The sequence below is a fragment of the Mesorhizobium sp. AR02 genome (genome assembly GCF_024746835.1).
Taxonomy (GTDB): domain Bacteria; phylum Pseudomonadota; class Alphaproteobacteria; order Rhizobiales; family Rhizobiaceae; genus Mesorhizobium.
The window spans coordinates 974,249-997,755 of the sequence record NZ_CP080531.1 but is presented as its reverse complement, the minus strand read 5'-3'; the positions used below and the strand labels follow the sequence as shown (position 1 = coordinate 997,755).

At 62.9% G+C, this 23,507-nt stretch carries 19 protein-coding genes and 4 pseudogenes; 6 read left to right on the top strand and 17 right to left on the bottom strand.

The genetic code is table 11. From position 1 onward, the window contains the following. Positions 1-15: 15 nt before the first annotated feature. From DBIPINDM_RS09285 to DBIPINDM_RS09270, 4 genes are all read right to left on the bottom strand, one after another. The gene (locus DBIPINDM_RS09285; RefSeq protein ID WP_258585451.1) at positions 16-1,626 is read right to left on the bottom strand and encodes an ABC transporter substrate-binding protein; all 1,611 of its coding nucleotides are present in this window, start codon (positions 1,624-1,626) and stop codon (positions 16-18) included. A 57-nt stretch (positions 1,627-1,683) separates the two neighbouring features. Continuing rightward, a complete protein-coding gene (locus tag DBIPINDM_RS09280) occupies positions 1,684-2,406 on the bottom strand; it encodes an HAD-IA family hydrolase (protein WP_258585450.1) in 723 nt (240 codons plus the stop codon). A 237-nt stretch (positions 2,407-2,643) separates the two neighbouring features. Then, positions 2,644-4,017 carry an aspartate aminotransferase family protein gene (locus tag DBIPINDM_RS09275; protein WP_258585449.1) on the bottom strand — a complete coding sequence of 458 codons (1,374 nt, stop codon included), beginning with the start codon at positions 4,015-4,017 and terminating at the stop codon, positions 2,644-2,646. A 13-nt stretch (positions 4,018-4,030) separates the two neighbouring features. Continuing rightward, positions 4,031-4,870, bottom strand: a complete 840-nt coding sequence (locus tag DBIPINDM_RS09270) for a GNAT family N-acetyltransferase (RefSeq protein ID WP_258585448.1) — start codon at positions 4,868-4,870, stop codon at positions 4,031-4,033. 319 nt (positions 4,871-5,189) lie between these two features. On the opposite strand from DBIPINDM_RS09270, the gene DBIPINDM_RS09265 reads away from it, so the two are divergent. Both DBIPINDM_RS09265 and DBIPINDM_RS09260 read left to right on the top strand, forming a co-directional pair. Beyond that, positions 5,190-5,858, top strand: coding sequence for a haloacid dehalogenase type II (locus DBIPINDM_RS09265; protein ID WP_258585447.1), 669 nt, complete (start codon positions 5,190-5,192; stop codon positions 5,856-5,858). A gap of 16 nt (positions 5,859-5,874) precedes the next feature. Beyond that, positions 5,875-7,149 (top strand): NAD(P)/FAD-dependent oxidoreductase, encoded by a 1,275-nt coding sequence (locus tag DBIPINDM_RS09260; RefSeq protein WP_258585446.1) that lies wholly within the window; start codon positions 5,875-5,877, stop codon positions 7,147-7,149. A gap of 40 nt (positions 7,150-7,189) precedes the next feature. Here the strand turns inward: DBIPINDM_RS09260 and DBIPINDM_RS09255 are convergent, their stop codons facing one another. The 6 genes from DBIPINDM_RS09255 to argE form a co-directional block, all read right to left on the bottom strand. After that, the gene (locus tag DBIPINDM_RS09255; RefSeq protein WP_258585445.1) at positions 7,190-8,647 is read right to left on the bottom strand and encodes an NAD-dependent succinate-semialdehyde dehydrogenase; all 1,458 of its coding nucleotides are present in this window, start codon (positions 8,645-8,647) and stop codon (positions 7,190-7,192) included. A 17-nt stretch (positions 8,648-8,664) separates the two neighbouring features. Then, positions 8,665-9,708: a tartrate dehydrogenase gene (locus DBIPINDM_RS09250; RefSeq protein WP_258585444.1), complete on the bottom strand. Its 1,044-nt coding sequence runs from the start codon at positions 9,706-9,708 to the stop codon at positions 8,665-8,667. A 10-nt stretch (positions 9,709-9,718) separates the two neighbouring features. Then, the gene (locus DBIPINDM_RS09245) at positions 9,719-11,182 is read right to left on the bottom strand and encodes an aldehyde dehydrogenase family protein (protein WP_258589233.1); all 1,464 of its coding nucleotides are present in this window, start codon (positions 11,180-11,182) and stop codon (positions 9,719-9,721) included. Positions 11,183-11,331: 149 nt separating this feature from the next. Continuing rightward, complete coding sequence (locus tag DBIPINDM_RS09240) at positions 11,332-11,685, bottom strand: cupin domain-containing protein (RefSeq protein ID WP_258589232.1); 354 nt, start codon at positions 11,683-11,685, stop codon at positions 11,332-11,334. Between the two features lie 23 nt (positions 11,686-11,708). After that, positions 11,709-12,632, bottom strand: a complete 924-nt coding sequence (locus tag DBIPINDM_RS09235; protein ID WP_258585443.1) for a 2-hydroxyacid dehydrogenase — start codon at positions 12,630-12,632, stop codon at positions 11,709-11,711. 12 nt (positions 12,633-12,644) lie between these two features. Continuing rightward, positions 12,645-13,769, bottom strand: coding sequence for an acetylornithine deacetylase (gene argE / locus DBIPINDM_RS09230; protein WP_258585442.1), 1,125 nt, complete (start codon positions 13,767-13,769; stop codon positions 12,645-12,647). Positions 13,770-14,007: 238 nt separating this feature from the next. Here argE and DBIPINDM_RS09225 point away from each other — a divergent pair, with 238 nt between their 5' ends. Further along, positions 14,008-14,904 (top strand): GNAT family N-acetyltransferase, encoded by an 897-nt coding sequence (locus tag DBIPINDM_RS09225; protein ID WP_258585441.1) that lies wholly within the window; start codon positions 14,008-14,010, stop codon positions 14,902-14,904. A gap of 764 nt (positions 14,905-15,668) precedes the next feature. Here the strand turns inward: DBIPINDM_RS09225 and cls are convergent. Beyond that, positions 15,669-17,128: pseudogene (gene cls, locus DBIPINDM_RS09215) on the bottom strand (cardiolipin synthase). A 423-nt stretch (positions 17,129-17,551) separates the two neighbouring features. Here cls and DBIPINDM_RS09210 point away from each other — a divergent pair. Further along, positions 17,552-17,764 carry a hypothetical protein gene (locus DBIPINDM_RS09210; RefSeq protein WP_258585438.1) on the top strand — a complete coding sequence of 71 codons (213 nt, stop codon included), beginning with the start codon at positions 17,552-17,554 and terminating at the stop codon, positions 17,762-17,764. Continuing rightward, positions 17,761-17,991 carry a hypothetical protein gene (locus DBIPINDM_RS09205; protein WP_258585437.1) on the top strand — a complete coding sequence of 77 codons (231 nt, stop codon included), beginning with the start codon at positions 17,761-17,763 and terminating at the stop codon, positions 17,989-17,991. The genes DBIPINDM_RS09210 and DBIPINDM_RS09205 overlap by 4 nt, the downstream gene beginning before the upstream one ends. Positions 17,992-18,147: 156 nt before the next feature. On the opposite strand, the pseudogene DBIPINDM_RS09200 reads toward DBIPINDM_RS09205, so the two are convergent. The 4 genes and pseudogenes from DBIPINDM_RS09200 to DBIPINDM_RS09185 all read right to left on the bottom strand — a co-directional run. Next, positions 18,148-18,570: pseudogene (locus tag DBIPINDM_RS09200) on the bottom strand (NAD(P)/FAD-dependent oxidoreductase); the annotation flags it as partial. A 50-nt stretch (positions 18,571-18,620) separates the two neighbouring features. Next, positions 18,621-19,426: pseudogene (locus DBIPINDM_RS09195) on the bottom strand (family 1 encapsulin nanocompartment shell protein). Continuing rightward, positions 19,419-20,480 (bottom strand): annotated as a pseudogene (locus tag DBIPINDM_RS09190) (Dyp-type peroxidase). Before DBIPINDM_RS09190 ends, DBIPINDM_RS09195 begins: the two co-directional pseudogenes overlap by 8 nt. A gap of 192 nt (positions 20,481-20,672) precedes the next feature. Further along, entirely contained in the window at positions 20,673-20,972 is a 300-nt protein-coding gene (locus DBIPINDM_RS09185; protein WP_258589231.1) for a hypothetical protein, read from the bottom strand. Between the two features lie 285 nt (positions 20,973-21,257). Between DBIPINDM_RS09185 and DBIPINDM_RS09180 the strand changes: the two genes are divergently transcribed. Next, a complete protein-coding gene (locus tag DBIPINDM_RS09180; protein ID WP_258585436.1) occupies positions 21,258-21,689 on the top strand; it encodes a hypothetical protein in 432 nt (143 codons plus the stop codon). 444 nt (positions 21,690-22,133) lie between these two features. On the opposite strand, the gene DBIPINDM_RS09175 is transcribed toward DBIPINDM_RS09180, so the two are convergent. Continuing rightward, positions 22,134-22,856: an amino acid ABC transporter ATP-binding protein gene (locus DBIPINDM_RS09175; protein ID WP_258585435.1), complete on the bottom strand. Its 723-nt coding sequence runs from the start codon at positions 22,854-22,856 to the stop codon at positions 22,134-22,136. Further along, positions 22,853-23,506, bottom strand: coding sequence for an amino acid ABC transporter permease (locus tag DBIPINDM_RS09170; protein ID WP_258585434.1), 654 nt, complete (start codon positions 23,504-23,506; stop codon positions 22,853-22,855). Before DBIPINDM_RS09170 ends, DBIPINDM_RS09175 begins: the two co-directional genes overlap by 4 nt. Position 23,507: the final 1 nt, after the last annotated feature.

Sequence of the window (23,507 nt, the reverse complement as noted above, 5' to 3'; positions counted from 1 at the left end):
CCTGGCAGGCGCCTCTCAGGCTTCGAGCCAGAGATATTCCGCCATTGCGTAGCCCATCATGCCACCGAGCGGGTTCGCCTCCAAACCCTTCACCTTGCTGGAGAGGGCATCGACGTTGGAAATGTAAGCCGGGATGATGGTGCCGGCCTCCTCGGAGACCATGGCCTGCATCTGGCCGTAAATCTCCTTGCGCTTGGCCTGGTCGAGCAGGCCGCGCGCTTCGACGAGCAGCTTGTCGAATTTCTCGGACTTGTACTGGCTTTCGTTCCAGGGCGCGTTGGAGGCGTAGAGCAACGAGAACAGGATGTCCGGCGTCGGGCGCGGATTGATGTTGCCGAAATGGATCGGCGCCTTGAGCCAGTAATTGTCCCAATAGCCGTCGGACGGGACGCGCTGGACGTCGAGCTTCATGCCGATATCCGCTCCGGCGGCCTGGATGATCACCGCCATGTCGATCGACGAGGTCGCCGCGTCGGAAGCGACCACCGGGATGGACTGGCCGAGCAGGCCCGCCTTCTGGAAGTGGAACTTCGCCTTGTCCGGGTCGAAAGCCTTCGGCTTGACGTCGGCGTTGTGGTAGATGTTCGCCGGCGAGACGGGCTGGTCGTTGCCGATTTCGCCGAGCCCACGCAGCGCCGATTTGACGATCTGCTCACGGTTGACGAGATACTTCATGCCGGCCACGAAGTCGGCCTTGCTGCCCGGATCCATATCGAGCCGGATGTTGAGGTCGGTGTAGTTGCCCGAAGTCGTCTTCGACAGTTCGAAACCCTGCTGGCCGCCGATGAGCTTCATCGCGCGCGGATTGATCGAGGCGGCGAAACTGATGTCGCCAGACAGGAGCGCGTTGACGCGGGCGCTGTCGTCGCTGATGGCGATGAACTCGAACGAGTCGAGATAGGGCTTGCCCGACTTCCAGTAGTTCTTGTTCTTGGTGACCACCGAACGCACGCCCGGCTCGAACGTTTGCAGCACGAAGGCGCCGGTGCCATTGCCCTTGGAGAAGTCCGTAGTGCCGTCCTGGACGATCATGAAGTGGTGCAGCGCCAGGATGGTCGGGAGGTCGGCATTCGGGTCGGCGAGCGTGATTTCGACCGTGGACTTGTCGACGGCCTTGAAGCCGGTCATCTGCGCGGCGATCTTGGCGACCTTGGAACCGACAGCCTTGTCGAGATGGCGCTTCAGCGAGAAGACGACGTCGTCTGCGGTGAGGTCTTTGCCATCATGGAAGGTGACGCCCTTGCGTAGCTTCACCGTCCAGGTCTTGGCGTCCTTGCTGTCGAAGCTTTCGGCCAGCTCCATCTGCGTGACGCCATCCTTGTCGAGGAAAGTCAGGCGGTTGTAGAGCGAGCAGCAGCGGACATAGTCGGTCGACAGCGACGCCTTTGCCGGATCGAGCGTGTCGGCGGTCGAGGACGACCAGCCGGCGGCCTTGAAAGTCCCGCCGGAAACCGGCGTGGCGGCGACGGCATTGGTGGCACGGCCAAGCACCACGCTGCCCGCGGCAATCGCGGCGCCGCCAGCCAACAGCATCTTGAGGAGTTCGCGGCGGCTCGCGCCCCGCCGAATGGCATTTTCGACCATGGCATCGTCTGCGCTGGTCCAGTTCGTGATCTTGTCGGTCATATCATTCCCCTTTCTGTTTGTTTTCCGGGTTGCTCGTCTTGACGCGGCTTTCCGGGCTCAGGTTCGTTCCTTCAGGCTTTCCCGCACGGCCGACGCCAACGCGGCCATTGAGGTGAAGTGGTAGTCCGGCACGGTGAAGCGCTCGGGTTCGATCGTGCCGCCATAGCCCTTCTGGGCATGCCGGCGCTCGATCCAGCAGTTGGTCAAGCCAAGCGCCCGGGATATGCCGATGTCGTGATACTGGCTTTGCGCGACGTGCAGGATATCGTCCTTGCTGTCGCCCCTTGAGGCGACGAAATCGAAGACCTTCTGGAAGAAGGCCGGGTCCGGTTTCTCTGTGCCTGTATCGTCGGCCGTAAAGGTGGCGAAAAAGGGCGAGCCGAGCTGCTTCTCGAAATGATCGAGCGCCCAGCGCCGGGCATTGGTCATCGCGATCAGCCTATGCGACTTCGCAAGCTCCGCCAATGCAGCCGCGCTGTCCGGGAAGCCTTGCCAGACACTGGCGGAGTCCCGCAGGCGGACGCCGTATTTTTCGTCAGCCGGCAGGCCGAGCCGCGGCGCGATGACCTTGTAGACACGTACGAGATCGTCGGGGAATAGGCCCGCATCGGGCATGTAGCGGGCCTGCCGGTAGAGGCTCAGCGCTTCCTCGGCATCGATCGAAACGCCGGCCTCGGCGGCAATTTCCGCCAGGCAGGTCGTGATGCCGCCTTCGAAGTCGATCAGCGTGCCAACCACATCGAAGGTCAAGTATTTGAATTCGCTAAAGCCCCTGGCCAAGACTGGCTCTCCTCTGCGTACGGCCGAATTGCATGTGTTGAACAGAACAAAATTCCGTGCTGTCCGGGGCGTCGGCCCTTTTCGAAGGCCCGGAAATCCGGGCTTTCTGGCCTTGTCTTAACTGCAGTCTGGCACTTCCCCCGCGCTGGATTCGCCGAAAAGGCGTGAGGGGGCGGCACAAAATTGCGAAATCGTCCGCCCCGGCGATATTTCGAGACACGACATATTTCGCCGCCATCATGTCAGAGCCTGGCGGACATCGGGATCGTCCAGCGTCTGGTCTAGCGTCCGGCGCGTGCGCTCGATGATCGCGTCGATGTCGGCGTCGGTGCAGCAGAGCGGGGGAGCGTAGCCGAGAACCCCGTTGGCAAAGGCACGGATGATCAGGCCGTTGTCCCAGGCCCTGTCGAAGATGCGCCGTGCCGGCATCGCCGACGCCGGAAGCGGCGTCTTCTTGTCCTTGTCGACCACCAGTTCGATGGCGGCAAGCATGCCGCGCCCGCGCACGTCGCCGACCAGCGGGTGGTCTCTGAGGCCCTTCAATCCCGCCATCAGGCGGGCACCGGCCTTGATGCCATTGTCCAGAAGGCCGTCTTCATAGAGCTTCAACACTTCGAGCGCGACGGCGGCGCTGACGGGATGGGCGGAATAGGTGTAGCCGTGGCCGACGGCCGAGGCGCCCGCACCGTCGGCGATGACATCGTAGACATGATCGGCCATGAACACGGCGCCCATGGGAACATAGCCCGAGGTCAGCCCCTTCGCGGTCGTCATGAAGTCCGGAACGATCTCCTCGTCCGTGCAGGCGAAGAGAGGTCCTGTGCGGCCGAAGCCGGTGATCACCTCGTCGGCGATGAACAGGATGCCGTACTCCCGGCAGAGTTCGCGCATGGCCCTGATCCAGCCTTTCGGCGGGACGATGACGCCGCCCGAGCCCTGGATCGGCTCGGCATAGAAGGCGGCGACCCGCTCCGGTCCGAGCTCCTCGATCTTGCCCTTCAGCGTGGCGAGCGATGCGGCGATGATCGCATTGCCGTCCTCGCCGACCGGGTTGCGATAGGGATAGGGGGAAGGGATCTTGTGCTGCCATTCGAAGGGAATGCCGAAGCCGGCGTGAAAGGCGGGCAGGGCGGTCAGGCCCGCGCCGACTACAGACGAGCCGTGATAGCCCTGCTCTATGGAAATGAACTGGTCGCGTTGCGGCTCGCCCTTGGCATTCCAGTAGTAGCGGACGAAACGGATCGTGCTGTCGACCGCGTCGGACCCGCCAAGCGTGAAAAAGATGTGATTGAGGTCGCCCGGCGCGCGCTCGGCCAGTTCCGAGGCGAGCCGGATGGCCGGCTCCGAACCGAGGTCGAAATAGGCGGTGGCGTAGGGAAGCTCGCGCATCTGCCGGGCCGCCGCCTCGACGATGCTGTCGTGGCCGTAGCCGGCATTGACGCACCACAGCCCCGCGAAGCCGTCGACGAGTTGCCGGCCGGACGCTTCGGTCACGGTCGCACCCTTCGCCGATTTCAGCACGCGGACGCCGAGCGCCTCATGGCCGCGATATGAGGCGACCGGATGAATGAGATGGCCGCGGTCGAGTTCGATCAGGGAATTGGCGAGCATTGTTGTCCTCCGACTAGCCAAGCGCCTGGTTGGCGAGGGCGTAAACTTTCGGTCTGATCTGTTCCGCGCCGTTCTTGGGCGGACGGTCCATGGCCACGCCACCGCCGACATGGGTGAGGCCGATTTCCTCGAGCCAGCTGGCGATGCCGGTCACGCTGCCGGTATCCACGCGCAGGAAGGCGCCGGGACGCGGCGCGGCAAAGAAGCCGATCAGGGCCTTCGCCTCGTCAACGCTTCCCGCGATGACCGGACCGATCACCTCGCCGCGTCCAAACGGGCGGATAGCGGCATAGGCCTCGATGGCGCCGTCGCGGCGGATGACCGCGAATTGGCCGCGCTCCGCCAGCGCATCGATCAGAGTTTCACGGTCGGCGCCATAAGCGTCGCGGTCCAGCGCCTTGATGTCAGGCAGATCGTCGATGCTTGCGGCTTCCACGCCATCGGGCGCGCTAAGCTCCGCAATCTTGCCCTGATGCTGCAGGATCGTGCCGGAGGGCACGAAGCCCAGTTTCTCATAGAGAGGCATGCCGTCTGACGTCGCGACGAGCCGCAGCGGACGGTTCCCGGCCAAGGCGAAGGCCTGATCCATGAGCCGGCGCCCGAGCCCCTTGCCGCGCGCGTTCCTGTCGACGATCACCATGTTGATCATGGCGCAATCCATGCCGTAGGGCGTGACCAGGATGGTTCCGGTGACGCGGCCCTGACCGTCGAGCGCGACCGCGCCGCTCGAAAGCTGCAGCGCCATCTGCCAGTCCTGTGGGCGATGCGGCCAATTCTCCTGGCGAGAAAGCGCCACCGCACCCTCGATATGGTCCGGCCCAAAGGCTTGGAGTTCGATCTCGCCCTGCGGCATGAGGCATCCTTCCGTCTGCTGCCCAAGTCTCGGCCATCGGCGCGCCGCAGATCGTCTGAAGGCTTTGGCTTCGACAGTATCTTTCGCCGTAGCGTGAGGGGTGCGCCGCATCTTGTGCTGACACCGTCCGCGATGGAGGCGCCTCACACCGCGCCCGGCACCGCAATCGGCACGCCATATGCTACAGCGTGCCAAACCGGATGGCGGATACGGAACTTTCTGCTTTCGGGAGGGCGATTTCGGTCAGGTGGGCCGCTGCCTGCCGTCCTATGATGAAATACATCCCACGCGGATGTGCTTCCACCGGAGATCGACGGACATGGCTTCCTTCAGGCCCAAATACATCACCTTCGACTGCTACGGCACGTTGATCCATTTCCAGATGGCGGAAGCGGCGCGCGACCTCTACGGCAGCCGCCTCGATGAGCCGCGCATGCAGGAATTCATCAAGAATTTCTCGGCCTATCGGCTCGACGAGATCATGGGCGACTGGAAGCCCTATGCCGATGTCGTCCACAACGCGCTCGAGCGCACCTGCAAGCGCAACGGCGTCGCCTTCAGCGCCGACGATGCTGGGGTGGTCTACGAGCGCGTTCCGACCTGGGGACCCCACGCCGACGTTCCGGCCGGCCTGGCGAAGGTCGCCAAGGAAATTCCGCTGGTCATCCTGTCCAACGCCATGAACGTGCAGATCATGTCCAATGTCGAGAAGCTCGGCGCGCCGTTCCATGCCGTCTACACGGCCGAGCAGGCGCAGGCCTACAAGCCCCGCTTCAAGGCCTTCGAATATATGTTCGACAGGCTGGGTTGCGGCCCGGAGGATATCCTCCACTGCTCGTCTTCGTTCCGCTACGACCTGATGTCGGCACACGATCTCGGCATCAAGAACAAGGTATGGGTCAATCGCGGCCACGAACCGGCCAACCCGTACTACGGCTATGTCGAGATATCGGACATTTCGGGTCTTGCGGGCGTGGTTGGGCTCTGAAACAGGCGGATTGCCGATGAAGTTCGTCTCCTACTGGCACGACACCGCTCCGGCCTTTTCCGGCGGGGCGCAAGGCCCGGTCGAGGGGCACTACGATGCCGCGATCATCGGCGGCGGCTTCACCGGCCTCGCCGCCGCGCGCCAGCTGGCGAAGGCCGGTGCCAAGGTGGCCGTGCTGGAGGCGGAGCGGGTGGGCTGGGGCGCATCCGGGCGCAATGGCGGACACCTCAACAACGGCCTCGCCCACAGCTATCTCTCAGCCAAGGCGGAGCTCGGCAAGGAACGCGCAATCGCGCTATATCGCGCTCTGGACGACTCCGTCGATACCATCGAGGCACTGGTCGCCGAGGAAGGCATCGACTGCAACTTCCGCCGCGCGGGCAAGCTGAAGCTCGCCTCCAAGCCGCAGCATTTTGATGCGATCGCCCGCAACTTTGAAGCCCTCCATGCCGAGGTGGATCCGGATACGGCGCTGCTGTCGGCGGCGGATCTCAAGTCTGAGATCGGTTCACCCTTCCACGGCGCGATGCTGTCGAAGAAGAGCGCCATGATGCATATGGGCCGCTATGTGGCGGGTCTCGCCACTTCAGCCGCCCGCCATGGCGCCGTCATCTACGAGAACACGGCGGTGACCGACCGCAAGCAGGCCGGCGGCAGGCATGAGCTGACCACCTCGCGTGGCCGGATCAGCGCCGACAATGTGCTGGTGGCGACCGGCGCCTACACCACGCCGAATTTCAGTTATTTCCGCCGCAGGATCATTTCCGTCGGTAGCTTCATCATCGCCACGCGGCCGCTGAGCGACGCCGAGATCGCCGCGACCATGCCCGGCAACCGGACATGCGTGACTTCGATGAACATCGGCAATTACTTCCGGCTTTCGCCGGACAATCGGCTGATCTTTGGCGGTCGCGCACGCTTTTCGGCGACATCGGACCAGCGCTCCGACGCCAGGAGCGGACAGATCTTGCGGGCGGGACTTGCCGCGATCTTCCCGCAACTCGCCAAGGTCGAGATCGACTATTGCTGGGGCGGACTGGTCGATATGACCAAGGACCGCTTTCCGCGCGCCGGCTATCATGACGGTGTCTGGTACGCGATGGGTTATTCCGGCCACGGCGCGCAGCTCTCCACCCATCTCGGCATGATCCTGGCCGATGCCATGCTCGGCCGCCAAGATCGCAATCCGCTGAAGGGGCTCGAATGGCCCTCCATTCCCGGCTATTCCGGCAAGCCCTGGTTCCTGCCGATGGTCGGCCTCTACTACAAGGCGCTCGACCGGATTCAGTGAGCGTCGATCTGGCGTGGCCCGGCTTTGGCAAAAATCCGCCTCAGCCCAGCCCGCCGATGTGAAAGCTTTTCATCTCGAGATATTCCTCGATGCCGGCCTGCGCGCCCTCGCGGCCGAGGCCGGACAGCTTGACGCCGCCGAAGGGGGCGACTTCGATCGAGACCGAGCCGGTGTTCAAGCCCACCATGCCGAACTCCAGCGCCTCGCCGACGCGCCAGGCGCGTTTCAAATTCTCGGTGTAGAAGTAGGAGGCAAGCCCGTAGGGCGTGCCATTGGCCAGCGCGATCGCTTCCTCTTCCGTCTCGAACCGGAAAAGTGGCGCGACCGGGCCGAACGTCTCTTCGCCGGCGAGCTGCATGTCCTTTGTAGCGCCGCTCAGCACCAGCGGCGCCACATACTGTGGGCCGTCGGGCAATGCCGGCTTCTCGGTGATGATCGCAGCACCCTTGGCGAGCGCGTCCTCGACGTGGCGGTTGATCTTCTCGACCGCCGCCATGTTGATCATCGGCCCGATGGCGACGCCGGGCTGCGTGCCCGGTCCCACCGTCATGGCGTTGACGCGGACGGAAAGCTTCGCGGCGAAGGCTTCGTAGACTCCGGCCTGGACGAGGATGCGGTTGGCGCAGACGCAGGTCTGGCCGCCATTGCGGAACTTCGAGACCAGCGCACCCTCGAGGGCGAGGTCGAGATCGGCGTCGTCGAAGACGATGAAGGGGGCGTTGCCGCCGAGCTCCAGGCTGAGCCTCTTCACGCTGTCGGCCGCGCCGCGCATCAGCAGCGAGCCGACGCGCGTCGAGCCAGTGAAGGAGATCTTGCGAACGGTCTCGTTCGCCATGATCTCGTTGCCGATCTCCGTGGGCATGCCGGTGACGATGTTGATGACGCCGGCAGGGATGCCCGCCCGTTCGGCAAGCACGCCGAGCGCCAGCGCCGAATAGGGGGTGAACTCGGACGGCTTGATCACCACGGTGCAGCCCGCGGCCAGCGCCGGCGCGACCTTGCGGGTGATCATCGCGTTGGGGAAGTTCCACGGCGTGATGATGCCGCAAACGCCTACCGGTTCCTTCAGCACGATGATGCGGCGGTCGGACGTGGGCGAGGGGATGGTGTGGCCATTGATGCGGCGCGCCTCCTCCGCGAACCATTTGACGAAGGAGGCGCCATAGCGGATCTCACCTTTGGCCTCGTCCAGCGGCTTGCCCTGTTCGGTCGTCAGGATCAGCGCGAGATCGTCCAGATGCGCCAGCATCAGCCCATGCCAGGCCTCCAGGAGAGCAGCGCGCTCGGCGTTGGTCTTCTTCTTCCAGTCGCCATAGGCGGACGCCGCGGCCTCTATGGCCGCACGGGTCTCCGGACCGACCATGTCGGGCACCGAGCCGATCGCCGCCTGGGTCGCCGGATCGACGACGTCGACCGTCCTGCCGGAACCGGCGGCGACCCAGTTGCCACCGATCAGGCCGGCTTCGCGAAACAGACTTTTGTCTTTCAGGTTTTTCATTGAAAACGACCTTGCAATCAGGTGAGCGCCGCAACGACGGCGGCCGTGATGGCCTCCGTGCGGTCCTTGCCGGGAATGGTGCCTATGCCTCTGGCGGTTGCGGCCTCGACCGCCTTCATAATGCCGTCGGCCGCGGCCTTCTCACCGAGATGATCGAGCATCATCGAGCCTGACCAGATGGCGGCGATCGGATTGGCGATGCCGAGATGGGCGATGTCGGGCGCGGAGCCGTGCACCGGCTCGAACATGGACGGCGCCGAGCGGTCAGGATTGATGTTGGCCGAGGCGGCGTAACCGAGCCCGCCCTGGATCGCCGCGCCGATGTCGGTCAGGATGTCGCCGAACAGGTTGGAGGCGACGACCACGTCGAGGCTCTCCGGCGCCATGATCATGCGGGCGGCGAGCGCATCGACATGATAGCTGGTCACTTCAACGTCCGGATAGTCCGACGCCAGCTTGCGCGTGATCTCGTCCCAGAACACCATCGAGTATTTCTGCGCGTTGGACTTGGTGACGGAGGCCAGTTTGCCGCGCCTTGTCCGCGCCTGCTCGAAGCCGAAGCGCAGGATGCGCTCGACGCCGGCACGGGTGAAGATCGAGGTCTCCACCGCGACCTCGTCCAGCGTGCCTTGATGCACGCGCCCGCCGGCGCCCGAATATTCGCCTTCGGTGTTCTCGCGGATGCACAATATGTCGAAGTTTTCCGCCCGTAGCGGGCCCGTCACGCCCGGCAGCAGGCGGTGCGGCCGGATGTTGGCATATTGCACGAATGCCTTGCGGATCGGCAGCAGCAGGCCGTGCAGAGATACGGAATCCGGTACCTCCGCCGGCCAGCCGACCGCGCCGAGAAGGATGGCGTCGAAGCCGCGCAAGGTCGCGATGCCGTCCTCGGGCATCATGCGGCCGGTATCCTTGTAGTATTTGCAGGACCAGGGGAATTCGGTTCCGGTCAAGGCAAAGCCTGAGTGGTTGGCCGCGGTCTCCAGCACGGACCAGGCGGCGGCGGTCACGTCGCGGCCGATGCCGTCACCGGGGATCAGAGCGATCGAGTAAGACTTCATCGGCATCTCTCTAGAGGCTGATCAGGACGCTCTTGGTCCTGCGGTTGGCGAGATAGGCCTCGCGGCCGAGGTCCTTGCCGATGCCGGAGCGCTTGTAGCCGCCGGTCGGCAGGATATGGTCGCGCGAGCGGCTGTAGCGGTTGACCCAGACGGTGCCCGCTTCGAGCTTGCGGGCGAAGCGGATGGTGCGGGACAGGTCGGCGGTGAACAGGCCGGAAGCCAGCCCGTAGGTTGGATGGATGGACAACGCCAGCGCCTCTTCCTCGGTCTCGAAGGTCTGGATGGTCAGGACCGGGCCGAAGATTTCCTCGACGATCGCCGGATTGGCCTGATCCACATCTGTGATCAGCGTCGGCTCGTAGAAATAGCCTGGGCTGTCCATGACGCCGCCCCCGGTCAGGCATTCGCCGCCTGCCTCGATCGCGGCCCGCACGATGCCATCGACACGCGCCCGCTGCCGCTCCGAGATGATTGGCGAATATTGGATCGCGTCGTCCCAGGTCGGGCCGGGTCGTACCGCCTTCATCTTCTCTAGGATCGCGGCCGTCAGCCTGTCGGCCACGCTGTTCTCTACGATCAGGCGGGTGCCGGCGACGCAGGCCTGGCCGGCGTTGAAGGTGACGCTGCCGGCGATTGCCGTTGCGGCCTTGTCCAGATCGGCATCGGCAAAGACGATCTGCGGGCTCTTGCCGCCGAGCTCCAGCGTCATCGGCTTGACGCCGGTGCGGGCGACATTCTCCATGATGGCCGATCCGGCGCGGGTCGAGCCGGTAAAGCTGACCTTGGCGATCTCGGTATGGCCGGTCAGTGCCGTGCCGGTCGTCGGACCGTCTCCAAGCACCACGTTTATAAGCCCTGCCGGCAAGCCTGCTTTGACGGCGAGTTGTGCCATGTAGACTGCCGAAAAGGGCGTCATTTCCGACGGCTTCAGCACGACCGCATTGCCCGCGGCCAGTGCCGGACCGAGCTTCCACCCGGCCATCGAGATCGGAAAATTCCACGGCGTGATCGCGCCGACCACGCCATAAGGCTCGCTCATGATCATGCCGAGAGTGGTGTCGTCGGTCGGCACCAGCTCGCTGCCTTCCTTGTCGGCGAACTCGGCGAAGAAGCGGATCTGCTCGGCGGTGATAGCGATGTCGCCGGCGATGAGCTGGCCGACGGGCCGGGTGGAGCACAGCGCCTCGATCCTGGCCAGCGTTTCGGCCTCCGCTTCGATCAGGTCGGCCCAGGCCTGGAGTGCCCTGGTGCGCTCGCGTGGTCGGACGCCGCCCCAGTTGCTGACCTTCAGCGCGGCCTTGGCGCTTTCCACTGCGCGGTCGATCACCTCGGGGCCGGCGATCGGACAGGCGGCATACGCTCTGCCATCCGACGGTCGGTGCATCTCGATCGTACCATCGGCCGCGATCAGCTCCCCGCCAATGAAATGGCCGACGGGAAGCGGGATTGTATCGGGATCGAAGCTCAGGCTCATCGACAACCACTCTGCGGCATCGGCTGGAGCGTAGCGCGTGCCGGCACGCAGCATGCGCTGTTCGGTGATCTGCCACCGACGAATGTTGCGTGTCAGGCACGAGAGACGGCAAAATCTTCCGCGCCGGCCGGCACCTCGCGCGGGTTCTGTCAGCTCACAATCACATAGATCTTGCGGACCGTTTCGATGGTCTTCCAAATCCCGGTGAAGCCAGGTTTCATCACGAAGCTGTCGCCGGTGCGGTAGGTCACTGGCTTGCCGCCGTCCGGCGTGATTTCGATCACGCCCGAGAGGATGTGGCAGAACTCGAAAGTCTCGCCCTTGATCGAGCGCGTTTCCCCAGGCGTCGCTTCCCAGACGCCGGTGTGGACGAGATCGTCTTTGGCGGCGTCCTGCGCCCAGGTCTTGAAGGCCGGGCTGCCGGTAATCAGCCGTTCGGGCAGCGCCGTGGATTCTTGCGGCGGGAAGGCCGGGTTTGTGTCGACGGTCTTGAGCAGGGACAAGGGATGGCCTTTCACGTTGGACTTCAATAGCCGCGCGACCGGTCGACGAGCCCGATGGGATCAAGGCCGGCGCGATAACGCCTGACGTTTTCGACGACGGCCTGTGCGGCGCTGGCGGGCTGGGTGACGCTGGCGACATGCGGGGTCAGAATGACCTTCGGATGCGACCAGAACGGATGGCCTGCCGGCAGCGGTTCGGGATCGGTGACGTCAATCATCGCTGCCGAAAGATGGCCGCTGTCGAGCGCGGCGACAAGGGCTTCATGATCGAGCTGCGGCCCGCGGCCGGTGTGGACGAGCGCCGCGCCCTTGGGCAGTTTCGCAAACAGGTCGGCATCGAGGAAACCGCGCGTCTCCTCGGTCAGCGGCAGCAGGCAGATTAAAATGTCGCTGGCCACGAGCATTTCGTTCAACCCGGGCTCGCCATGATGACAGGTCACGCCCTCGATCCGCCGCGGCGAGCGGCTCCATCCAGCAAGCGGGAAGCCGAAGGGCTTCAGGCGGTCGAGGACGGCCTGGCCAAGCTGCCCGAGGCCGAGCACGCCGATCCGGCGCGATCCGGCCTGGAGCTGCGGGATGTCGTGCCATTCGCCGGCGCGCTGCTGCGCCAGATATCCAGGCAGGTTGCGGTGGAGCGCGAGCACGGCAAGCGTCACATATTCCTGCATCATGCGCACGATGCCTTCCTCGATCATGCGCACGATCTTCACGTTCGCAGGCACCGCATCGAGGCGGAACTGGTCGACACCGGCGCCGATGGAAAACAGCATTTCCAGGTTGCTGTAGCGGCCGAGGTTATCCGGCACGGTCCAGCTGATCAGGTAACGCACGGCGTCGGGATCGACCGTTGCGGCATCCATCGTGAAGGGGACGTCCGGCAGTTCTCTCGCGAAGGCATCGGCGAAGATCGCCCCGCGGCGCGCATCGGAATTGAACAGGAATGTCATTCCGGTTCCCTTTCAGACCGCGCAGCGCGCGCCCAGCGCCTCGATCAATCGCTGGCAGGCGGCGAGTTCGCTGGTGAGAATGTACTCATCGGGCTTGTGGGCGCGGTCGATGTCGCCGGGTCCGCAAATGATCGCGTCGAGCCCGGCGGCCTGGTAAAGTCCGGCCTCCGTGCCGTAGCTGACTGCGGCAAGCGGCGCTTCGCCGGTCAGCTCGGCCAACTGTGCCGCCAGTGCCGCGTCTTGCGGCAGCGACAGCGCCGGATAGGCGCTCATCGGCGTCCATTCGACCCGAAAGCCTTGGGCCGCAAGGGCCTCTGCCCGTGTCCTTACAGGCGCGAGCAGGCTCGCCGGGTCGACGCCAGGTATGGCGCGTGCCTCCAGGTCCAGAGTGCAGGTGTCGGGGATGATGTTGACCTGATGTCCGCCCGCCACCACGCCCGCCTGCAACGAAGAGTAGGGCGGCTCGAAGGCGGCGTCGAACGGACCGTGCGTCAGCCGTTCGGCCTCGCTCACGGCCGCGCTCAGCGCAGCGGCCATGGCGTGGATGGCGTTGAGCCCGAGATCGGGCCGGGAGGAATGGCCGGAGCGCCCGTTGATGATCACGCGGGCGGCCGCCTTGCCCTTGTGGCCGCGCACGGCGCGCATCCCGCTCGGCTCACCGACGATGACGCCGAGCGGCCTGGCGCAGAGTTCGGGAAGGCGGGCGATCAAATGCGGCACGCCCCGGCATCCCACCTCCTCGTCGTAGGAAAAGGCGAGGTGGATTGGCTTGGCAAGGCGCAGTCCCGCCAGCGCAGGCACGGCCGCGAGCACCGCAGCGAGAAACCCCTTCATGTCCGTGGTGCCGCGTCCATAGAGCCGTTCGCCCTCCCGGCGTAGCGCGAAAGGGCTCGAACTCCATTGCGGCTCGCTGGCGGGAACAACGTCCATATGGCCAGACAGGATATAGCCCGGGACATTGGCAGGCCCGATCGTCGCGAAAAGATTGGAACGATCGCCTTCCGGCCCTGGAAGCAGGGTGACCTGGGTTCCATGTTCCACGAGATAGGCTTCGATCCAGCCGGCGATATCGCCGTTCGGTTTGCCGGCGACCGATGGAAAGGCGACGAGACGGTCGAGGATGTCGAAGACGTCCATTCCAGCCCTCAAAACGTTCGGGTTCGCCGGGATCGGTGCCGTCGACCATATGCTGCTAGATTTCCAGGGAGAGTGTGTGCATTCTTTCGCGATTGCGTGCCGAAAGCTGAAATGTTTCAGTTGAATCTTGCGTTGCTGCGCGGCTTTCGAGCTAATCGTACTGGGCCGCTCGTTTAGCGTTGGCGGGCAGAGGGTGGCCACCAGTGTGCCGCGCTCAGTGCGACAATCTTTTAGGGGCATGGACTTGAAGCCGTCCGGAAGCTTGAAAATCGACACTTTCTCGATGCGGATCGGCGACATCGAAGGCGTTGAGTTGGACCGCTTGCACGCGCACTCGCTCGCCGTGGGATGGCCGCATCGCGCCGAGGACTGGCAATTCCTGCGTGAATCGGGAGAGGGGTTCGTGGCGCTCGACGAGATCGGCCGGGTTCTCGGTTCGGCCATGTGGTTCGCGCATGGCGACGATTTCGCGACCGTGGGTATGGTCATCACCTCGCCGCGGCTGCAGACGCTGGGGGCGGGGCAATGGCTGATGAAGCGGGTCTTCGATAAGGTCGCCGGGCGCGATCTGCGCCTCAATGCAACGCGCGCGGCAAGGCGGCTCTATCTCTCGCTCGACTTCCAGCCGGAGAAGACAGTCTATCAATGCCAGGGCATTGCCCGCTTGCAGACGACGGGTAGGCCGGCAAATACGCGAGACGATGTCCGGATTTTGGACGCAAGGGATATTCCGGCGATAATCGCGCTCGACGCGGCCGGATTTGGCGTGAGGCGGGCGGCGCTCATCGAAAGGCTTTTCGCGCACTCGGCCGGCTATGGGCTTTTCAAGGACGATACGCTGACCGCTTTCGCGCTCTGCCGGCCGTTCGGACGGGGCCACGTCGTGGGGCCGGTCGTGGCGGAAAGCGACGCCGACGCCGTGGCGATCGTCCGGCCGCACGTGGCCGACCATTCGGGGTCTTTCCTGCGGATCGACACCCACATGGACCATGGCGAGTTTGCTGCCTTTCTGTCGCACAGCGGAATACCTGTTTTCGACACGGTGCTCACCATGTCGCTGGGCAAACGCCTCTCCGATTTTGCCATCGACGGCGCGCCGACGACTTACGCACTCGCCAGTCAGACTCTCGGATAGTTGATTCCAGGACGCGGGCCACTGCGGCGCCGCGGGGGTGACAGCGACGTATTCCGGGGAGATCACCTTCGAGTGGAAGCGCGCGACGCCGGGTACGCTTCCGTCAAAACATGAAAGATTCTAACCCGGCGCGTGACGCCTATCGATCAGCACGATCTGGAAGGGCGCGGTCAGCGCGGGCGCCAAAGCCCCGTAGTATCCCGTAATATGCAGACTGGAATCGGCGAAGAAGGCCCCAGGTTTGACGGGGGTAACTTCTGTGCCACATTGCTGAAATCTACAGACAATTTGTCTTTCGGCCGGCCAAAATGTCCCAGAACCAAGCGAAGGCCAACTTAAGCTATTGATATTGCGCGATGCACGGAACTGGCACGAACGATGCTCTATGTCCTGCATGATGTCCTGCATGTCCTGCCGCTAAAGCCGCGCAATGGCGCCCGAACCGCGCGCGCACCTTACCGCATGTCGTGACCGGGTGGCGTCCACCATGGCGGAAATGGCGACCGGCATGGATGCGTGATCGTCAGAACCTTCGGGTCGAACGTAGGAGGTACAAATGACCAAGCACAAAGTCGGCTATCGTCTCCATGCTAGATAGCAACTCGGCCGGTTACGAAAAACCGCGATCAAACATACACACTGTCTGACCTATTCAGGCAATAGTCTCATCGTCCCGTCTGAAACCTTAACTGGCTTGTCTATTTCACCACCGCTATCGCAAGCAGGGCAGCGCAATTCCACACCGCGAATTGGAGGCGGCCCCTCTAGAGTATCGGCGCCATCATGCCCACCGCATTCTGCACCAGACGCCTGTGAAACGGCCAGGCCTTGACCGTGTCGAGCGCGACCGGCCGCGACACGGCGAGATAACCCTGCTGGCGAGCGCGGACCGCGACGACTGCGTCTTCGTCCGCTATCAGCAGGTTGTTCTCGAAGTTGAGCTGCATGCTGCGCCGGTCCATGTTGGCTGATCCGACCAGTGCGATTTTCCCGTCGATGGTCATCGATTTGGTATGCAGCAGCCCCAGCGGATACTCGTGGACGCCCACGCCATTGGAGAGCAAGTCCGCATAGCAACTGCGGCTGGTACTTTGCACCAACCATGAATCGTTGCGTTCGGGAAGACAATTGTCGTCTCGACGCCCCGGCGCGGGGCGGCACACAAAGCGCGCAGGACCGCCTCATCCGGTACGAAGTAGGGCGTCGTGATCACGAGTTCCTTGCGCGCGGAATAGATCGCGCCAACGAAGGACTCGGACATGGCATTGCCGAGCGTTGTCGGTCCGGTTCCGTACATCTGCGCCACGCTTCCCGGCCGGAAATGCTCCGGTGCAGGCTGGGCTGCGGCAAGCCCTTCCAGGGGCTCGCCGGTTTCGGCGATCCATGCGCATAGAAACAGATACTGTGCCTGGCGCACCACTGGTCCTTGGCAACGCAGGAAAATGTCCACCCAGGGCGCATACTTCGCCTTTACCCGGAATGCCGGATCTGCACAGTTCTGGCTGCCGCAATAGGCGATGCGATTGTCGATAATGACGATCTTGCGATGATTGCGCAGGTCAGCGCGGCCCACGGCCAGATGCCCCAGGCGCGGAATGTCGTTCAACGTGGCAACCAACAACACACCCGCTTTGCGCAGCTGTCGCCATCGTGGACCGCGGACAAGGGCACGTGAGCCCAGGGCATCCACCATCACGCGGCAATGCACGCCGCGTTTCGCCGCATCAGCGACGGCGTTGGCGACCTTGCCGCCATTTTCGTCGTCGAGCCAGATATAGAAGCCGATGTGCACATGCTCCTTTGCCTGTTCGATATCCCTTGCCAGCGAGTCGATCGCGATATCAGAGTCGAATGTCGGTTGGTCGTTGGGCGCCTCGGGATCACCCAGAAGCAGGATGCGATTGCCCGCCACCGGTCGCAGCCCATTGATCGACCGGCAAAGGTCGAATTGGGCGGCTGCTTCCGGCTCAACGGTTTCCGGCGCATAGGCTGCGTCATCGGGCAGGGCGGTTCGGTCTTCCGCCGCCTTGAGCCGCTGTGCGCGCTTGCGCCCGATGCTGGTCTCGCCAAGGAATAGATAGGCAATGACACCAAGCAGTGGCAGGAACATGATGACAACCACCCAGGCTACACGGGCAGCAGGTGTGCGGTTGGCTCGGGTAATCGCCCGCACCACTGCAATCAGGTGCACGACGAACAGCGGCAGCCCAAAAAGAGCTTGCATGCCCAGGTCAACCGCGCCCGACAACGACACCATCGCGTGTCCTCCGTTGCAGCTATTTTGTCGGCAAGCTAGCGCGGCGCGAGTGCGGCCGACAATCGCCAGATTGAATTCTCCGCCCCTTTGGTGGATATCGAAACCCGTGCGGAGTTGCCGTTCTAAAAATCACGAAGATCGACCCCCACCTTGTGAGCCGAGACCTGCCGCCCCTCGAACAGATGATCGGCGTTAACTCGCAGCGGGAAGCGGCTCGATCTGGGCCAAAGGTGGGGTCAAAATCGAGTCGACGAACGGCTGCACTTACGAAATCCGCAATCGGGTCACGCTGTGTTGATGCGGCCAGTCGCGGAACAAGCTATTCTGCGACGGCACGCACACCTTCCTACCCGAAGCCGAATGCAACTGAACAAGACGGAGATCCGGTGAATGAACAAGGTCAGCGTGCGCAGCAAGTTGATTGAGCTGGCGTCGGCCGAACTTGACGGCGCGAGGGCGGCCTATGCCGAGCATCTTCGGGCAAGCAAGCCGGTCGAAGATGAAGCGACCGTCGTTGATGATCAAGCTCAGGCCTGGTCGCAGGCGGAGCTGAAGACCTCGAGCGAACGCTGCGCGCCGCCGAAGCCAAGGTCGCGGAGTTGAACGCGCTCGACTTCGGGCCGAAGGAATTCGTCGAACCGGGAGCGATCGTGACTGTCGATGGCCGCCACTTCGTGATCGGCGTCTCTATGGACCACTTCACCTGCGAGGGAATCGAGCTGATAGGCCTCTCACCGCTCGCCCCATTCTATCAGGTGATCGACGGATTGGGGAAATCCGACACGGCCGAGTTCGGCGGCCGCAACGTGAAAATTGAAGAAATCATCTGAGTAGCAGAGCCGGTTCATCGGGTGTTATCGGGTGACCGCGTTGGTGAGCTAAAGTACTTCGTCCCGCCGCCGATAGATAGCCGATCAGTGGATGCTACCTGCTTCCGCTTTCGCTCTCTTTGATCAGCGATGACCAGGCACGGCGCGCCCCGCGTCGATCCGCCTTCTGATCTTGGTGGCATCCTCCAGGGTCTTCAGACCCGGTGCAAAGGGTTCCCATCCATCATGACCGAAATAGGCATGGCGAGCACCGGTCGCCAAAATCAGCGTGTCGAAAAGGATCGGCTCCTCCCCGTCCAGAAGCACCTTTCGCTCCCGAGCCTCCATGCCGACGACGCTGCCTTGCAGCGTCGTGATATTCTTGTGTTTGCGAAGAAGATAGCGGATGGGCCAGGCGATTTCCGACGTCGCGAGCGCGGCTGTGGCGACCTGATAGAGCAGTGGCTGGAACAGATGATGGTTACGGCGATCGACAAGTGTGATGCGGAACGGCGCGCTCGCAAGATCGCGCGCAGCCGCAAGACCACCGAATCCGGCTCCGATGATCACGACATGCTGCACAGGGGGATTAACAGCCATACGCTCGGACACCCCAGATATTTCACTGGATCTCGGCTCTGCCTGCGCAATCACTTTTTCGGCGGCGCGAGCACTACTGAAGCCTCGGCGGTCAGCAACTGGAAGGTGAATGTCTCCTGCAGGTAGAGTTCGACTTCTGTGCCGGAGTGGCTGAGATAGCCGATGGAAAGGTCCTGGCCGATATCCAGCTCGAAATCGCCACCACGCGTGGTGAGCACGAACCCACCCTCGATGGCCGGAGCCCAGATGATCCCTCCGTCCACCACACGCTCGAGATGATGGAAGACTGGGTAACCTTCGTCGCTGCCACCGCTCGCGGCCGTATACGCCGCCGCACCCAGCACGAGCGCATAGGGTCCATTGACCCGGCCAGCCGCAACTGGCTGACCGCCTGTCCGACAGCTTCCGGATACCCCATTACATTGGCGGGCAGCGCGACAGTGGCATTGCTGGTGCCTTGTCGAATGCCTTGGATGCCGGCGGCGGCATAGCCATCGAAGACGGAGCGATCCTCGGCGAAGGCGATGTTGCGCGCCGCTTCCTTCACCGGCGACCAGTCCGAATCCGCGGCGCCCCGGTCCACATCGTCAATCGCCTGGCGTGTGAGCACGAACGGAACCCGCAACTCGACCAGCGCTTTCACCTCGCGCTGTGCGGACTGGACCCCTTCGCCAGCTGTGGGAATCTGCCTGAGATGACCGGTGCCGACAGCCGAAAGGTCGAAACCTTTCGGGCCGACAACGTCCACGACCCGCCGCGCCGCCAGATGGCGCTTGAGCGTCCGGGATGCTTCCTGTTCGATCTGCTCCCATGCCTCATCAGAGATGGGCGCGAGGTGCCGATGGAGATTATTCATGTCCTGCCTCTTTCCTTCAGGGATCCGATCCCGAGTGAACCATCGTTGGGGAGTGCGTTCGGCTGGGGCGCCTCGGGGGCCTGCAGCTCATCGGCGCCACTGTCGTCAGCCGCCTCGGGGCTGACGTCGTCCAGGAACGTCGCCGTCGGCACGAAGAACAGCGCTCCCGTCACTGCGCGGCTGAAATCCAGCAGATGGTCGTAAGTGCCCGGCGGGTTGCCGATGAACATGTTCTCCAGCATCTTCTCGGTGCGCTGCGGGGAACGGGCGTAGCCGATGAAAAATGTGCCGAACTCTCCCTTCCCAACCTCACCGAACGGCATGTTGTCGCGCACGATCTGAAGCTGCTCGCCGTTCTGTTCGATCGACGTCAGGACATTGTGCGCGTAGGGCTTCTTCGCGGAATCGAGTTGTTCAATGTCGGACAGCTTGTGCCGCCCGATGATGTTCTCCTGTTCCTCGACAGGCACCTTGTTCCACCGCTCCACGTCGTGCAGGTATTTTTGCACGATCACGTAGCTGCCGCCGGCAAAGTCGGGGTCTTCATCGCCGACAAGGGTCGCCGCTTCGGCGGCCTGGCCCACCGGTTTTCGGTTCCGTCGACAAAGCCGATCAGATCGCGGTCGTCGAAAAATTTGAAGCCGTGCACCTCGTCCACGGTCGTGACCGCGCCGGCGAGCCGCGACATGATGTGCGTCGCCAGTTCGAAGCACAGGTCCATGCTTGCCGCGCGGATGTGAAACAGGATGTCGCCGGGTGTCGAGACGGCGGTATGCACGCCGCGTATCTCACGGAATGGATGCAGGTTCTTCGGCCTCGGCGCTCCAAACAACCTGTCCCAGGCATCGGAGCCAAATCCCATGACGCATGACAATTGCCCATTGAGATTGCGGAATCCCACGCCGCGCAACAGGCTGGAGAGGTCGGCGCACACGCCGCGAACCGTTTCTTCGGCCGCCGTTCCGGGATTGATCGTCAACACCAGGAATATCGCCGCCCGCGTAAGCCTGGCGGCGACCGATTGGGAGACGGGAGGCGGTAAGCTTGAAACCATATTCGATCCGTTCGTTTGGCGTGCAGTGTCGGCACCGCACGCGCGGCATGTCAGATCAATTTGTAGGCCCCGGTTTTCGTGCCGTCGAGCACCCGGCCCATGGAACACTTGTCAGCAATGTGAGATCAACGAGATCAATTCGCCACCTTCGGCCTATCGCGTACGCAGACGCGTCAAACATGCTGGCCTTGGCTATCCGACGACCCTAGTCCATGTCGCGAAACGCATGCCCGTCGGCCGCGACACCTTCCACGACGGGGGCAGCAAGTCCTGCGCCGCGGTGCCGTCCCTCAGCCGAAGGCTGCGTCCACGACGGCAAAAGCAACCCATCGCCGCAAGCGCTAGACATCCCAGCCGTACGGTGGTCAGGATGAGCGGTTTGCTTGCGGAATGAACATAGTCGTCGATGAGGACCTGCAAGCCGAGCGCGGTGTGATAGAACAGGGCGACCAGCAGCAAGGCCATCAGCGCCATCTGCAGCGGATTCGTCAGCCAGGCGACAAAGGCGCCGTAATTGTCGGTGCTGTGCGCGATGATCGACGCAAGGAACGTCGCTCCGCCTCGACATGTTCTAACGTCATGTCGGCGAATGCGCGAATAGCGGGTGAGGATTTCACTTCATTGCATTGTCAGACATGCCCGACGCGATATCACAATCTACGCGCTGGCTGCGGACCGTTGCGGTCATTTTGTCCAAATTTGGATGGACACGTTGTCCGTGTATTTCAAACACATAACGTGCTCTACTGGGCTCTCTGCAATTGGGGGAACTCAAGGATGGTCGAGCACATTCCCAATCCGCGTATCAAGGAACGCGAGAAGGTCGGACCGCACCTTACCGAGCATGAGCAAGTGGGCCTGAACGGGCGCATTGCCCTCGTCATCACCAATACTGTCGGCACAATGTGGTGCGCCTATGTTTTTGCGGGGATCGCCCTTATCAGCTTGCCGGCGGCCATCCAGGGCGGGGTGGCGACGCTGATCGCATGGATCGCTCAAACTTTCCTGCAACTGGTACTGCTGTCCGTTATCATGGTCGGCCAAAAGGTCTCGGCCGCGGCTTCAGACAAACAGGCGCTGCAGACCTACAAGGACGCTGAGGCGCTCTTGAAGATCCAGGACGAGGTGCACCGGCTCATCGAGATCAACACCAGACTGACCGAGGAGATCCATCGCGCGGTTACGGCAAAGGGAGCGTCAGCAGCCTAGGATGAGCAGTTTTCTAGAGTCCTTCCGGGAAAGGTAGCGCATCGCAAGCGCCGAGGTGTTGCTAGGAAGCACGGTCACGAGCTTCACGCCAAGATAGCTGGTTTCATCGGAACCGCTGCTCCAGGCAGGCATCAGCAGCAGAGTAGCGTCGGGCTGGGCCGTCCTTTTCAATGGTAAGACGGTGGCGCATCGGAACAACACAGCCCTGCGCGGACCCGCGATCAAGTGCCTCTATCAATCGACCGTAGTCCAGGTGCAAGAGGTTGTCCCGGCGTCTGCGACCTTAAGCATTGTCATGTCTTCTCCGTTAAGAGCGGCCGGCATCGTTTCAGTTCGCTGTCCCGACGGGTTGGTAGCGGCGCCTGCAGCCAATCCATCACGCTTGGTGGCTGCCCACCCGCAGGCCGTGCGTAGATTGTGTGCCGAGTGTCCTGCAGCCGATGATCACAATACCGAGCGCAGGAAGTCGGCCGTCTCGGGTTTTTGAGGGCTGTCGAAAATCTGCTCGGGCGTGCCGAGTTCATGAATTTGCCCTTGGCAGAAGAAGGCGACGCGATCTGACACTTCTCGTGCGAAGCGCATCTCGTGCGTCACCACGATCATCGTCATTCCCTCCTTCGAGAGCATACGCAGAGTGTCCAAAACCTCGCCAACCAATTGCGGATCGAGCGCGGACGTCACCTCGTCGAACAGCATGTAGTCGGGTGACATGGCAAGCGCGCGTGCGATTGCCATTCTCTGCTGCTGTCCGCCCGAAAGGCGCGAGGGAAACGCCTTGAGCTTTTCACCGAGCCCGACATGGCCGAGCTGTTGGACAGCGATGGCCTCCGCCTCCTGCTTCGACTTGCCCAGCACCTTTCGTGGGGCCAGCATGACATTTTCGAGGACGGTGAGATGTGGAAAGGCGTTCCACTGCTGGAACACGATGCCGATCCTGCGACGAAGCTTGTTGAGATCCGTGGTCTCGGCGTGGACGTCGATGCCGTCGACGCTGATGCGCCCCTTCTGAATGCCTTCGAGACCATTGATGCACATCAGCATGGTCGATTTGCCGGAGCCCGATCCGCCGATCATCGATAGGACTTCGCCCTTGTTCACATTCAGGCTGACACCCTTGAGAACGTGCAGAGTGCCGAAGTGTTTATGTACGTTGTCTATCTCGATCATTGTATCTGCCACCTCTTCTCGAGCTGTGCTCCGAGCCTCGCAATCGGGAAGCTCATCAGGAAATAGATCAGGCCAGCGATGGACAGGACCAGCAGCGGCTCCTGCACCCTGGTGGTGACGATCTGGGAGCTTCGCAGGAGCTCGACGATGCCGATCCAGAGTACCAGGGCAGTGTCCTTCATCACCCCGAGCGCCAGACCGATCCAGCTCGGGAATACGATCCTGGTCGCCATGGGCAAGGTGATGGACACGACCTCCTGAAACCAGGTCAAACCAAGCGATCGGGCGGCTCGCCGCGTCGTGGTCGGGACTGCTGTCACGCCACTTCTGACGATCTCGGTGCAAAACGCGGCGGCATAGACACCCAAGCACACGCAGGCCACCAGGTAGGTCGGCCAATGAAGGCGAAGCATGCTGTTGAACGAATTGAACAGCACCAGCTGGATGAGCAACGGAACTGAGCGGAAGACGTCCAGAATTCCGCCAATTGGCCAACTGATCCACCAGGGTGAACCAGCCCGGGCAAGGCCGAACAACACGCCAAGGCTGGTGCCGATGGCCACGGAGGCCAGGGTGATGGCGATCGTGGTAGCCGCGCCATTCAACATGAAGAGAATGTCGTTCCAGGATAATGAGGCGCCAAAAAACATC

Excerpts from the sequence above, each read along its gene's own strand:
- DBIPINDM_RS09285 (WP_258585451.1), bottom strand. The coding sequence starts at position 1,626 with ATGACCGACAAGATCACGAACTGGACCAGCGCAGACGATGCCATGGTC.
- DBIPINDM_RS09275 (WP_258585449.1), bottom strand. The coding sequence starts at position 4,017 with ATGCTCGCCAATTCCCTGATCGAACTCGACCGCGGCCATCTCATTCAT.
- DBIPINDM_RS09270 (WP_258585448.1), bottom strand. The coding sequence starts at position 4,870 with ATGCCGCAGGGCGAGATCGAACTCCAAGCCTTTGGGCCGGACCATATC.
- DBIPINDM_RS09265 (WP_258585447.1), top strand. The coding sequence starts at position 5,190 with ATGGCTTCCTTCAGGCCCAAATACATCACCTTCGACTGCTACGGCACG.
- DBIPINDM_RS09260 (WP_258585446.1), top strand. The coding sequence starts at position 5,875 with ATGAAGTTCGTCTCCTACTGGCACGACACCGCTCCGGCCTTTTCCGGC.
- DBIPINDM_RS09255 (WP_258585445.1), bottom strand. The coding sequence starts at position 8,647 with ATGAAAAACCTGAAAGACAAAAGTCTGTTTCGCGAAGCCGGCCTGATC.
- DBIPINDM_RS09250 (WP_258585444.1), bottom strand. The coding sequence starts at position 9,708 with ATGAAGTCTTACTCGATCGCTCTGATCCCCGGTGACGGCATCGGCCGC.
- DBIPINDM_RS09245 (WP_258589233.1), bottom strand. The coding sequence starts at position 11,182 with ATGAGCCTGAGCTTCGATCCCGATACAATCCCGCTTCCCGTCGGCCAT.
- DBIPINDM_RS09235 (WP_258585443.1), bottom strand. The coding sequence starts at position 12,632 with ATGACATTCCTGTTCAATTCCGATGCGCGCCGCGGGGCGATCTTCGCC.
- argE (WP_258585442.1), bottom strand. The coding sequence starts at position 13,769 with ATGGACGTCTTCGACATCCTCGACCGTCTCGTCGCCTTTCCATCGGTC.
- DBIPINDM_RS09225 (WP_258585441.1), top strand. The coding sequence starts at position 14,008 with ATGGACTTGAAGCCGTCCGGAAGCTTGAAAATCGACACTTTCTCGATG.
- DBIPINDM_RS09210 (WP_258585438.1), top strand. The coding sequence starts at position 17,552 with ATGAACAAGGTCAGCGTGCGCAGCAAGTTGATTGAGCTGGCGTCGGCC.
- DBIPINDM_RS09180 (WP_258585436.1), top strand. The coding sequence starts at position 21,258 with ATGGTCGAGCACATTCCCAATCCGCGTATCAAGGAACGCGAGAAGGTC.
- DBIPINDM_RS09175 (WP_258585435.1), bottom strand. The coding sequence starts at position 22,856 with ATGATCGAGATAGACAACGTACATAAACACTTCGGCACTCTGCACGTT.
- DBIPINDM_RS09170 (WP_258585434.1), bottom strand. The coding sequence starts at position 23,506 with ATGTTTTTTGGCGCCTCATTATCCTGGAACGACATTCTCTTCATGTTG.